This is a genomic window from Sphingobium agrisoli, assembly GCF_041877245.1.
In the GTDB taxonomy this organism is placed as follows: domain Bacteria; phylum Pseudomonadota; class Alphaproteobacteria; order Sphingomonadales; family Sphingomonadaceae; genus Sphingobium.
Window position 1 is genome coordinate 73,527 of the sequence record NZ_JBHDJI010000004.1, and the last position, 11,923, is coordinate 85,449.

An 11,923-nucleotide genomic window follows, 5' to 3' on the forward strand; every position below is an offset into this window, starting at 1 on the left:
TCCTTGTGGCAGAGCGCGAGGCCGGGTCAAGCGGCCACGTCAGCCCGCGATGCGGCGCGCCGGATCGACGGTGCCGTCGGCACGAACCCCGGCGCGGGCGAGATCACGGCCGATATGGCCGGTCAGGAAACGCTGCCACATGACGAAATCGGCGCGCAGCGACCACAGCGGGTAGCGGAAGGTGGCCGGGCGGTTGCGTTCCACCAGCCAATGACCGAGCCAGGCGAAGCCATAGCCGGCGAGCGGCACGGCGGCAGCGATCCAGCCAAGGCGGCCCAGCGGCGCGGCGGCGAGCAGGGCGACGACGATGCTGGTGCCGGCGTAATGGAGCGCGCGCGTGCCGGGGCGCGCATGTTCCTGAAGATAATAGGGCCAGAAGTCGCGGAAGCGGGTCAGGCTGGTCACGGGCATCCTCTTTCGCCCGGCAGCGTAACGATTGCCGGCGCTACTGTTAAGACTTTTGTGGCGAACCGTGCGCGCGATCGGGGGCGTAGAGGAAATAATCATAGGCTGCGCGGGATGCTTCGGCGATGATCCGATCGCGCGACCTGTTGCCCCTGCTGTCCTTCATCACGAAGATGGCGACGGCGAAGCGGCGGCCGTCGGGCAGGCGGACGATGCCGACATCATTGCCGATGCCGTTCAGCGACCCCGTTTTGTGCGCGACCGCGGTGCCGGGCGGCAGCATCCCGACGATCCGCGCCTTCCCTGTCTCGCAATTCGCCATGATGGTGAAGAGGCGCTGCGTGCTGTCGGGTGAAAGGGCGCGGCCCGATTCATATGCGCCCAGCAGGTCGAGCATGGCCGTTGGCGTGGAAGTATCCTCCGGCTCGATCGCGAAGGCGAGGTTGGGAAGGTCGCGTATGTCGCGCACCGCCAGTTGCGGGTCGGCACGGCGGGCGGCTTCCGCATTCTGGCGGAACGTGCCGGTCAGCGGGTGGATGCCCATCGCGCGGTAGAGGAGATGCACCGTATCGCTGTCGACGCGCAGCCCGGTGACGCCAAGCCGACTCACGAAGGCGGTAATCGCCTGCGGCCCGCCGGCGCGGGCGACGAGCACGTCGGTCGCATTATTGTCGCTCTTCTGGAGCATCAGTTCCAGCAGCCGCTGGGTCGAGAGTGTCGCACCGGGCCGAGAGAACATCCATGCGATGCCACCCTCGCTCGCCAGGGCGGGATCGAGCGCCAGCTGGTCGTCGAGGCGCAGTTCGCCCGCGTCGATCAGCGCGAAGATGCGCCCGGCGACCGCGACCTTATAGGCGCTCGCCATAGGGAAGAGGGTGTCGCCATTAAGCGCCTGAGTCTCGCCCGTCTGGAGATCGCGCACGGCGATGCCGACCGTGCCATCCGACAGGGCGGAAAAGCGGGTGAATTCGGCGAGCAGCTTGGCTTCGGCGCTTTGCTGGACGAGCGGCTTGGGGGGTGGCCCGAAAGCGTCGGCGGTGGGCAGGGGCGCACAGAAGAGGCCGAGGGCGGCCAAAGCGGACAGCGAGCGGAACAGCATATCGGGGTTTTCGCGGATCGGCGCGCGGCTGGCAAGAGGCCACGATTCCCGTTCGTCCTGAGTAGGAGACTGAGCCTGTCGAAAGCTCCGTATCGAAGGATCCTTCGATACGCCACTTCGACTTCGCTCAGTGGCTACTCAGGACGAACGGGAAACCGCGATGGATTGACAGTTCCTTGCCGGCCGCGCCATCTGACGGGCATGAGCGACACCATCAGGCTGCACGAAAGCTGGCGCGGACCGTTGGCGGAACAGTTCGGCGCGCCGCACATGCAGGCGCTCAAGACCTTCCTTCAGGCCGAGAAAGCGGCGGGCAAGCGCATCTTTCCCAAGGGGTCCGACTATTTCCGTGCGCTCGACCTGACCCCGCTCGATGCGGTCAAGGTGCTGATATTGGGGCAAGACCCCTATCATGGCGAAGGACAGGCGCATGGGCTCTGCTTTTCGGTGCAGCCCGGCGTGCGGACGCCGCCGTCGCTGGTCAATATCTACAAGGAGATGGAGTCGGACCTGGGCATCACGCGGGCACGGCATGGTTTCCTGGAGCATTGGGCGCGGCAGGGCGTGCTGCTGCTCAACAGCGTGCTGACGGTCGAGATGGGCCGCGCCGCGTCGCATCAGGGCAAGGGGTGGGAGCTGTTCACGGACGCGATCGTGCGGCTGGTCGCGCAGAAGGAAGAGCCGGTCGTGTTCCTGCTGTGGGGCGCCTATGCGCAGCGCAAGGCGGGGTTCGTGGACCAGGGCCGGCATCTGGTGATCAAGTCCGCCCACCCTTCCCCATTGTCGGCGCATAACGGCTTTCTGGGGTCGCGGCCCTTTTCCCGCGCCAACGCCTTTCTGGAGGCGAAGGGGCGCGGGGCGATCGACTGGGCGCTGCCGGAAATCGGGTGAGGGGCGTCTTTTCGCCCCACGCAAATGCCGGTAAGGGCGGGCGATGACTTCGGCTCAGACGCGCATCGCCCCTTCCCTCTTCGCCTTCGCCATCTTTTATGGCGGCATGGTCTGCATCGCCGGCGTGCTGGGGAACAAGCAGGTGACGCTGGGGCCAATGTCGGCGGTGGGGCCGGCGGTGGGATTGGGGCCGCTGGCGGTGGAGGCGGGCATCTTCGCCTTCCTGCTGCTCGTCACGCTGTCCAGCGCGGTCGCCGAACTGCATGGGCGGGCGGTCGCCACGCGGCTGGTGCAGATCGGTTTCGCCCCTCTGATCGCCTCCATCCTTCTGTCGCTGCTGGTGCTGGCCGCCCCGGCGGCGGGCGACATGGACCCGGAACGGGCGAAAGCCTTCGCGCTGATGATGGGCGGCACGCCGCGAATCTGGCTGGGCGGCATTATCGCCTACGGCATTTCGCAGACGCTGAACGTCACCCTGTTCGCGGCGCTGAAAGGAGGGGAGGGTAGCCGGCTGCTGTGGCTGCGCGCGGCGGTGGCGGGGATGCTCTCGCAGATCGTCGATACGCTGCTGTTCGTGACGATCGCCTTCTATGGCGTGTTCCCGATCGGCGAGCTGCTGCTGGGGCAGATGATCGCCAAGGTGCTGCTGTCCGCTATTCTGGTGCCGCCGGTTGTCTATCTGCTCGTGGCGCTGGGACGGCGGCTGGACCGGTGAAGCGAAGGATTGACCCCCGCCCCTTCTGACGACACATGCTTGGCCCATGTCCGACGACCAGCATATCAATGCGCCGCTGCGCCTGTTCAACAGCCTCACTCGCGCGATCGAGCCGTTCGCGCCGATCGAGGACAATCATGCGCGCGTCTATAGCTGCGGACCGACCGTCTATAATTACGCCCATATCGGCAATCTGCGCGCCTATGTGTTCACCGACACGCTGCGGCGGACCTTGCTGTGGAAGGGCCTCGCCGTCACCCACATCATCAACATCACCGATGTCGGCCATCTGACCAGCGACGCCGATGCGGGCGACGACAAGATGGAGGCGGCGGCGCGGGCGTCGGCCAAGAGCATCTGGGACATCGCGGCGCACTATACCCAGGCGTTCAAGCAGAATATCGCCGACCTCAACATCATCGCGCCCAGCGAATGGACGGTCGCGACCGACTATGTGCCGCAGATGATCGCGTTTGCGGAAAAGATCGCGCCGGATCATTGCTACGAGCTGGAGAGCGGGCTCTATTTCGACAGCGCGACCGTGCCCGATTACGGCGCGCTGGCCGGCGGGCGGGACGATGCGGCGCACGCCCGGATCGACCCGGTGGCGGGCAAGCGCAACCCGAGCGACTTCGCGATCTGGCGCAAGTCGCCGCCGGGCGAACAGCGGCAGATGGAATGGGACAGCCCGTGGGGGCGGGGCGCGCCGGGATGGCATCTGGAATGTTCGGTCATGAGCCAAGCCCGGCTCGGCCAGCCGTTCGATATCCACACCGGCGGCATCGACCATCGCGAGATCCATCATCCCAACGAGATTGCACAGAATCAGGCGTTTCATGCCTGCTGCGGGGCGGAGGTCGGCGCGGCAGAGGCGGGGTTCACGGGCGCGCGCTGGTGGATGCACAATAATTTCCTGGTCGACCGGCAGGGGAAGATGTCGAAGTCGAAGGGCGGCTTCACGACGCTCTTCACGCTGATCGACGCGGGCGTGCACCCCCTCGCCTACCGGCTGCTGTGCCTGGGCGCGCATTATCGCAGCGAACTGGAATTCAGCGCGGATAATCTGGCGGCAGCGCTGACTCGGCTGAAGCGGCTGGTGATGGGGGTAGAGGGGCTGAAGGCGCGGGCCGAGGGGATGACATGGCAGTCGCCCCGGATCGATTATCTGCGCGCCAACCTGCATCCCAAGCTGGTGCCGTTGCTGGAGCAGTTTGATGCGGCGATCAGCGACGATCTGATGACGCCGCGCGCGCTGCCGCTGCTGGAGGAGGTTATCGCGCTCAAGAAGGTGCCGGTGGACGAGAAGCTCTGCCTGATCGCGGCGTTCGACCAGGCGTTGGGGCTGAACCTCATGACGCTCACCCGCGCCGATCTGCGCGTGGCGCCCAAGGATGCGACGATCACGCCCGAGGAGATCGACGCGGAAATGGAGCGGCGAGCGTCGGCGCGGGCGGACAAGGATTTCGCTTTGTCTGACGAGATTCGCGATTCGCTGATCGCACGCGGCGTGGAGGTGATGGACGGCGACCCGCTGCGCTGGGACTGGCGGCTGGCGCTCGGCTGATCTTGACGCCCCCCGACGCGCGACCCAAGAGGGGTGCGGGTCGAATCGATGTGGGGGCGAGATGCGACTTTCCACGGCCGTTTCGGCTGTCCTTCTGGCGTTCTGCGCGCCGCCCTTGCTGGGCGCGCCGCCGGCCGGTTTTTCCCCCGACGATCCCCGCCATGCCCGGCTGCGCGCGCTGAGGGACAGCGCGGCGGCCTTGTCCGACAGTGACGATTATGCCCTGTCCATCTCGCAGAAGACGCGCGACGCATGGACCCGGCTGCACGATGCGGCAATGCGGGCGAAGGTGGGCGGGCGGCCGCATCCGCTGGCGGGGGTCGCGTTCATCAACCTGTCGTCGATCGACCAGATCGCGGGCAGGAATCCCGATGCGCTGGCTCATGCGAGCGAGGGGCTCGCGCTGCTGGAGCCATTCGCCGACGCCTATCCGATCGGATGGATGCAAGGCCTGTCGATCAAGGGCTATGTCCAGACCGCGCTGGGCGACGTGGCCGGCGGTGCGGCGACGCTGGCGCAGGCGAGCGCCTATATGGACGGCTACATCGCGCGGACCCCGGCGGAGAAGCTGGACAAGGACGCGCATATGCTGCGGTCCAACATCGCCTTCTCGCACGCGCAGGCGCTGTCCCGGCTGGGGCGCAATGCCGAGGCGGTGACGGCGCAGAAAGCGAGCATGGAGGCGCGGATCGCGGCGGTGGGGCCAGACAGTGCCGACGCGATCGGTTCCTACTACACCTATTCGCAGATGCTGTTGCGCGCCGATCAGGACGCAGAGGCGGAGCGCTATGCGCGGATCGCGGTGGACAAGGCGACCGACCATGTCGACCGCAAGCATCCAAGCTATGCCCGCGCGCTGGAGCAACTGGGCCTGCTGCTGTCGCGCACCGGGCGGCGGGTCGAGAGCCTGGACTATCTGCAACGGTCGATCGCGATCAAGCGCGAGACGGTGGGCACGACCAGCCTCTATTTCCAGTTCGGCCTTCAGAATCTGGGGTCGGTGCTGATGCCGCTGGAGCGCTATGCCGACGCCGAGCCGCTGTTCCTGGAGGCCGAGCGCGGCTTTCGCAAGGCAGAGGGGGAGAACAGCCCGCAGGGCGCGCGGGCGCTCGCCTATGCCGGCGCGGCGGCGCTGGCGGAAGGTCGTCGCGCCGAGGCGATCGACCGGCTGACGACGGCGCTGGCGCGGGTGCGGGCGGGGTCGGACAAGGACCGCGACATGGGGCAGCGCGTCTATCCCTATCTGATCCCCGCGCTGATCGCGGACGGGCGGCGCGATGAAGCGCGGAAGGCGGCGGCCGAGTTCGTGGGAGAGACGCGGGATCTGGACAATGCCCCGCCTTTGCCGCTGGCGCTCGCGGCGACGTTGTCGGTCTGGGCGGCGGACGACCGCATAGCGGCGATGGAGGCTGCGCGGCGGCTGGTCGGGGTGCTGCGCGACGGCGCGACGTTGAACGACAATGGCGAACTGACCGAGGACCAGCGCGCGGGGCTCGATCTGGCGCTTGCGGTGGCGGCGGAGACGCAGGACGGCGCATTGGCGCTGGACGCGATGGCGGTTCTCGCCGGATCGCGAATCGCACAGGCCAACCGGCTGGTGGCGCAGCGGCTGGTGGAAGACCCGGCGCTCGCGGCGCGCGTGCGGGGCTTGCAGGACAAGGTGAAGGCGCTCGGCGCGGCGGACAGCCGGCTGCTCAGGGCGCTGGCGACCGACAGCGGCATTGCGGACGCGCGCGCGGCGCGCGCGGCGCTGGCGGCGGCGGTCGAGGCGGAACGCGCAGGCATCGCGCGGGACTATCCGCGCTGGGTGGAGGCGCAGGGCGGCGAGCGGCCGGACCTGGCGCGGCTGCGCGCGGGATTGGGCAAGGACGAGGCGCTGCTGGCGGTGATGCCGGCGTTCGACGGCGTCTATCTGCTGGCGGTGGGCGCCGGCGGCGTTCGGGTCGAGCGGGCGGCGATGGACCGGGCGCGGCTGGTGGCGCTGGTTGGACGGTTGCGCGGGTCGCTCAGCCCCGCCGGGTTCGACCGGGCGGCGGCGGATACGCTTTACGAACAGATGTTCACGCCGGGCGTGCGGGCGATCCTGGGCAGGGCGCAGGTGCTGCGGATCGTGCCGACCGGCGCCTTCGCCTCGCTGCCCTTCGCCATGCTGCCGCAGCGGCCGCTCGCGGCGGGCCGGCCCGACTGGCTGGTACAGCGTTTCGCCGTCGAGGTGCAGCCGGGCTTTGGCGATGTCGCGGCGCGGCCGGTGCGGGTGGCCGCGCGGACTCAGACGTTCCTGGGCGTGGGCGCGCCGCAGGGATTTGCGAGCGCAGAGGCCACGCCCGCTGTTCCCCGCTTCCGCAACGGTGCGACCGCGCTGGCCGCCCTGCCCCCGCTGCCGGGATCGCTGGCGGAGTTGCAGGCGGTGGCGAAGCGCTATGGTCCGCGCCATGCGACATTGATGGTCGGGGCGGAAGCGAGCGAGGCGGCGCTTCGGACGCGCGACCTGTCGTCTTATGGCGTGATCCTGTTCGCCACCCATGGGCTGGTGAGCGGTGAGATGGAGGGGGTGGGCGAGCCGGCGCTGCTGCTGTCGCCGGGGTCTGGCGACGGCGACGGGCTGCTGACCGCTTCCGAAGTGGCGGGGATGCGGATCGGGGCGGACTGGGTGATCCTGTCGGCGTGCAACACGGCGGCGGGGGACGGGTCGCAGGGAGGGGCGCAGGCGCCGGCCTATTCGGGGCTGGCGCAGGCCTTCCGCTATGCCGGGGCGGGATCGCTGCTGGTGTCGCACTGGCCGGTGCGGGACGATGCCGCGGCGTTCGTCACGCTGGAGACGGTCAAGGGCGCGCGGCGCGGCCTGCCTCGCGCGGTCGCGCTCCAGCGGGCGATGCTGAAGCTGATGCGCTCCGACCGGCCGGATGCGGCGCAACCCTATATCTGGGCGCCGTTCATCCTGATGGAGCGTTAATTCAGGCTTCCTCCAGCGCGGCGCTCGCCTCCATCCAGAGCTGTTCGACGGCTTCCAGCTTCTTTTCGATTTCCGCGCGTTTGACCATCAGCTGGCTGGTGGTCATCTTTGCTTCCGCGCCGGTCGCGGCCTTGGGATCGAACAAAGCCTGGTCGATGCGGCTGCGTTCGCCCGACAGCGCGGTCATCTCGCGCTCGGCCTTGTTGAGGGCGTTTTTCAGGGTCTTCTGCTTTTCGCGCCATTCGGCGGCATTGCGCTTCTCGGCCTTGCGGTCGACCTTAGGCGCGTCGCCCCCGCCTCCGTTGCCGTCCGCCTTCCGCAGGATGATGTCGGTATAATCGTCCAGCGACCCGTCGAAGGGCTGCGCGGTGCCATTGTCGACCAGCACCAGCCGGTCGGCGACCAGTTCGATCATGTGGCGGTCGTGGCTGACGATCACCACCGCGCCCGAATAGTCGTTCAGCGCCTGGACCAGCGCCTCGCGGCTGTCGACGTCGAGGTGGTTGGTCGGCTCGTCGAGGATCAGCAGATGCGGCGCATCGCGGGTGATGAGGGCGAGCGCCAGGCGGGCGCGCTCGCCGCCCGACATGGAGCCGACCTTCTGCGTCGCGCGCTCGCCCGAAAAGCCGAAGCGGCCGAGCTGGGCGCGCACCGCGCCCGGTGTCGCGCCCTTCATGACGCGGGTCATATGTTCGAGCGGGGTGTCGGTCACGTCCAGCTCCTCCACCTGATATTGGGTGAAATAGCCGACATTCATCTTGGGGCTGGCGTTCATCTGCCCCTCCATCGGCTTCAATTGCGCGGCGATGAGACGGGCGAGCGTCGTCTTGCCGTTGCCGTTGCGGCCGAGCAGCGCCAGCCGGTCGTCGGGGTCGATGCGCAGGTTGACGCGCCGCAGGATCGGGGTTTCGGTGTAACCGACTGCCGCCATGTCCATGGTGATGAGCGGGGGCCTCAGTTCGGCGGGGCTGGGGAAGCCGAAATGCAGCGTCGGGTCTTCGATCGCGGCGGCGATCGGCTGCATCTTCGCCAGAGCCTTGGCGCGCGACTGAGCCTGTTTCGCGGTCGAGGCGCGGGCCGAGTTGCGGGCGACATAGTCCTGGAGCTTCTCACGCTCCGCCTGCTGCTTGGCGCGGGCGGCTTCCTGCTGGGCGAGGCGCTCGGCCCGCTGCCGCTCGAAAGCGTCATAGCCGCCGGGATAAAGGGTGACCTTTCCACCTTCGAGGTGGAGGATATAATCGACCACATTGTTAAGCAGGTCGCGTTCATGGCTGATGACGACCACGGTGCCGCGATAGGCCTTCAGGAAATTTTCGAGCCAGAGTGTCGCTTCGAGGTCGAGGTGGTTCGACGGTTCGTCGAGCAGCAGCAGGTCGGGGTTGGAGAAAAGAAGCGCGGCGAGCGCCACGCGCATCTTCCAGCCACCCGAATAGCTGTCGAGCGGGCGGCCCTGCATCTCCTCGTCGAAGCCGAGGCCGACGAGAATGCGGGCGGCGCGGGCCGGGGCGGTATAGGCGTCGATCGCGGTCAGCCGCTCATAGATATGGCCGAGGCGGTCGGGATCTTCGGTATGCTCCGCTTCCGCCATCAGTGCGGCGCGTTCCTTGTCGGCCTCCAGCACCGTGTCGAAGGGTGTGGCGGTGCCCGAAGGGGCTTCCTGCGCGATATAGCCAAGGCGCGTGTCGCGCGGCATGTCGCAACTGCCTTCGTCAGGATCGAGCTGGCCGATCATCACCTTCATGAGGGTCGACTTGCCCGCGCCGTTGCGGCCGATCAGGCCGACGCGGCTGCGCGGCGGCAGCGAGGCGGCGGCGCGGTCGAGAATGGTGCGGCCGCCCAGCCGCACGGTGATGGCATTGAGATTGAGCATGGGGCGGGCCTGTAGCAGAGCCGCGCGGCGCGGTGAAGGCGGTGGCGCGGCGTTTTACAAGGCGCGATGCGGTTGCGAAGTAAACAGCGTCGCCGGCCTTGGCGGTCTGCGGCGAACGGACGGGTGGCGTCGATTTCGCAATAGGAAAATTTTTGCGAAATGGGACGGGGCGCGGTCAGCGCCTATGGATGGACAGTGGGAAAGAGCCGGCGGGCGTCATAGCATCACCCGCAGGGTGTAGGACAGGTCAGGCGGTGGCGCGCGGGGGCATCAGTTCGCGGATAACGCCGCGATAGCCCCGCGTGATATGAGCGTGGGCCGCATAGTCCGGGTCGGCCATCAGGTGCCGGTGCAAGGCCCGAAGATTATGCCACGGCACCGAGGGGAACAGATGATGTTCCAGATGATAGCCGACGTTGAGCGGGCCGATGAAGAAGCGGTCGACCAGGGTCGGGACGACGGTGCGGGTGCCGTTCAGTTCGCATTCGTCGGGAACGCCGACATGTTCGGCCATGGCGCGTAGCCGGTTGAAGACATTGGCCCAGATGAATTGCGGGATCAGGAACAGCCCCGCTATCTGCCAGCGCCACGGCGAGGCGAGGACGAGGCCATAGACCAGCACCGCCCACACGACATAGCGCAGCCGCAGGGCCAGCGGATAGTCGAAGCCGAAGCGGCGCGGATTGTGGAAATTGGCGAGCGGCGACCAGACGCGGGCGGCGCGGGCCACGCGATAATAATTGAGGCCAAAGAGGCTGCGCAGCAGCAGCCGGATCATCTGCCGCCCGGACTTGGGGAAATGCTGGTCCGGGTCTTTCCGCTGGACGCGATAGTCATAGTCGCGCGTCGTGTTGGTGTGGCGGTGATGCACCATATGGGCGACGCGATAGAGATGGATGCTGATCGCCAGCGGATAGGCCACCAATATGTCGCCGATGAAGTCGTTGATACGGCGATTGCTGAACAGGAGGCCGTGGCAGGCCTCGTGCATCAGCACGGCGAGGCACTGGATGCGCGATCCGATGACGAGCCCGGCGAGCAGATAGGCAGGCAGGGTGTCGAGCCGGATCGCGACGATGGTCGCGCCGATCATGACGATCCACTGGAAGGCAAGGACGCACGCGTTGCGGCGATTGTCGATCCGCGACAATGTACGCGCCACCGCGACGCTGGCGTTGCGCGAATAGCGGTATCCGGCCGGGCGATCCTGCGCGATGTCATCCATGAGAGGCTGGTCTCCGCTGGCCGCGTGACGATGCGGGGAGGCTATGGGTGACGGATGGTGAGGTCAAGCGGGTGCCCTTTGCGCTGCGTTTCTTGCACGGGCGGGAGATGGGTTCCCGCTTTTGCGGGAATGACGGGGACTACAGCTCCCCCCGCGCGCGCCTGATCTCGAACCATTTGCGGACATTTTCATTATGCTGCTGGTAGGTGTCGGCGAAGATATGGCCGCCCTTCCCGTCCGCCACGAAGTATAGCGCTTTGGTCTGCGCGGGGTGCAGGACGGCGAGGATCGAGAGGCGGCCGGGGTTGGCGATCGGCCCCTTGGGCAAGCCGGTCATCGCATAGGTGTTGTAGTCGTTCACCGCCGCGATTTCCGACTTGCGGATGCGGCGGCCGAGCGGCTTGCCCTTGGTGATGGGGTAGATGATCGTCGGGTCGGCCTGAAGCATCATGCCCGTCCGAAGGCGGTTGGCATAGACGCCCGCGACCATCGGCCGCTCAGCGGGCACGCCCGTTTCCTTCTCGACGATGCTGGCGAGGATGATCGCCTCGCGCGGGGTTTTGACGACGATGTTGGCGGCGCGCTCGGCCCAGAGTTTCGCCAGCGCCTTGTCCATCGCGTCCTGCATCCGCTTGAGCACCGCCGCGCGGCTTTCGCCCTTGTCGAACGCGTAGCTGTCGGGGAGGACGCTGCCTTCCTCCGGCACCTTTATCGGCCCGGTCAGTTGGTCGTTCGCCATCAGCCGTTCATAGACGAGGATCGAGGGCATGCCTTCGGGAATGGTGACGAGGCGGGTGAGCGTCTTGCCGCCCTGAAGGATCGAGAGGATGTCGCTGTTGCTGGCGCCGGCGGGAATCTCGAACTCGCCGGCCTTGATCGGCTTCGTTCCGCCGAAGACTTTCGCGCGGGTGAGGAAGGCGTCGGCTGATCGCACCGCGCCGGCTTGCTTGAGCAGCACGGCGGCATCGGACAGGGTCGCGCCTTCGGGTACGGTGATGCTGACGTCCTGGGTCGCGGGGCCCTGCTCGGTCCAGCCGGCGACGAAGCGGAAGGCGACGAAGGCCGCGACCGCGAGGCCGAGGAGCAGGATGACGCAGCCGATGCGGCGGGTCGGGGTAGAGCGGGATCGTCTTGGCATGGGTGTCGGTCCGTCCCGCTGTTGTTACTTCATCCTCCCCTGGAAGGGGAGGTGGATGGCCGC

General features: G+C 67.5%; 9 protein-coding genes. 4 read left to right on the plus strand and 5 right to left on the minus strand.

Going from position 1 to position 11,923, the window contains the following annotated elements:
- Positions 1-39: 39 nt before the first annotated feature.
- Entirely contained in the window at positions 40-405 is a 366-nt protein-coding gene (locus ACETPF_RS08625) for an Mpo1-like protein (protein ID WP_373934046.1), read from the minus strand.
- A 46-nt stretch (positions 406-451) separates the two neighbouring features.
- Positions 452-1,504, minus strand: coding sequence for a serine hydrolase (locus tag ACETPF_RS08630; RefSeq protein WP_373934047.1), 1,053 nt, complete (start codon positions 1,502-1,504; stop codon positions 452-454).
- Between the two features lie 201 nt (positions 1,505-1,705).
- Here ACETPF_RS08630 and ung point away from each other — a divergent pair, with 201 nt between their 5' ends.
- From ung to ACETPF_RS08650, 4 genes are all read left to right on the plus strand, one after another.
- On the plus strand, positions 1,706-2,395 hold the full coding sequence (gene ung / locus ACETPF_RS08635; protein ID WP_373934048.1) for a uracil-DNA glycosylase: 690 nt from the start codon (positions 1,706-1,708) through the stop codon (positions 2,393-2,395).
- A gap of 43 nt (positions 2,396-2,438) precedes the next feature.
- A complete protein-coding gene (locus ACETPF_RS08640; RefSeq protein WP_373934049.1) occupies positions 2,439-3,110 on the plus strand; it encodes a queuosine precursor transporter in 672 nt (223 codons plus the stop codon).
- Positions 3,111-3,156: 46 nt separating this feature from the next.
- Complete coding sequence (gene cysS / locus ACETPF_RS08645; protein WP_373934050.1) at positions 3,157-4,674, plus strand: cysteine--tRNA ligase; 1,518 nt, start codon at positions 3,157-3,159, stop codon at positions 4,672-4,674.
- 61 nt (positions 4,675-4,735) lie between these two features.
- Positions 4,736-7,627, plus strand: coding sequence for a CHAT domain-containing protein (locus ACETPF_RS08650; protein WP_373934052.1), 2,892 nt, complete (start codon positions 4,736-4,738; stop codon positions 7,625-7,627).
- Position 7,628: 1 nt separating this feature from the next.
- Here ACETPF_RS08650 and ACETPF_RS08655 read toward each other — a convergent pair whose 3' ends face one another.
- The 3 genes from ACETPF_RS08655 to mltG form a co-directional block, all read right to left on the minus strand.
- Positions 7,629-9,497 carry an ABC-F family ATP-binding cassette domain-containing protein gene (locus ACETPF_RS08655; protein ID WP_373934053.1) on the minus strand — a complete coding sequence of 623 codons (1,869 nt, stop codon included), beginning with the start codon at positions 9,495-9,497 and terminating at the stop codon, positions 7,629-7,631.
- Between the two features lie 247 nt (positions 9,498-9,744).
- A complete protein-coding gene (locus tag ACETPF_RS08660) occupies positions 9,745-10,722 on the minus strand; it encodes a fatty acid desaturase family protein (RefSeq protein WP_373934054.1) in 978 nt (325 codons plus the stop codon).
- A 139-nt stretch (positions 10,723-10,861) separates the two neighbouring features.
- Positions 10,862-11,860 carry an endolytic transglycosylase MltG gene (mltG, locus tag ACETPF_RS08665; RefSeq protein WP_373934055.1) on the minus strand — a complete coding sequence of 333 codons (999 nt, stop codon included), beginning with the start codon at positions 11,858-11,860 and terminating at the stop codon, positions 10,862-10,864.
- Positions 11,861-11,923 lie beyond the last annotated feature (63 nt).